Origin of the sequence: Micrococcus sp. GbtcB5, assembly GCF_019091605.1 — a bacterium.
Lineage (GTDB): Bacteria > Actinomycetota > Actinomycetes > Actinomycetales > Micrococcaceae > Micrococcus > Micrococcus luteus.
Genome location: NZ_JAGXJK010000487.1, coordinates 1 through 235, shown reverse-complemented (window position 1 = coordinate 235; position 235 = coordinate 1). Strand labels below are relative to the sequence as shown.

Sequence of the window (235 nt, the reverse complement as noted above, 5' to 3'; positions counted from 1 at the left end):
CGACCAGGGCGAGGAGGGCCCCGGCCACGACGCGACCCACGGGCAGCCGATGCCGCCCCGTGTCCGCCATCTGGGTGGCCAGCCGGGGGTCCACGGTGCGCAGCTGCTGCTCCAGCTGGTCCAGCATCCGCTGCTCATGCTCTGAGAGGGGCATGGCGACTCCTTCGCACGCGGCCTCCGACACCTCCGGGACCGGGAGGGGACGCCCGCGCGTCCGACTTGCCCTCCAGGATAG

Annotated in this window: 1 protein-coding gene; it reads right to left on the bottom strand. The window is 73.6% G+C overall.

Going from position 1 to position 235, the window contains the following annotated elements:
• Positions 1–154 (bottom strand): DUF3040 domain-containing protein (locus KVS67_RS13205; protein ID WP_217565569.1); only part of this gene is annotated, 154 nt, incomplete at its 3' end.
• Between the last annotated feature and the right edge of the window lie 81 nt (positions 155–235).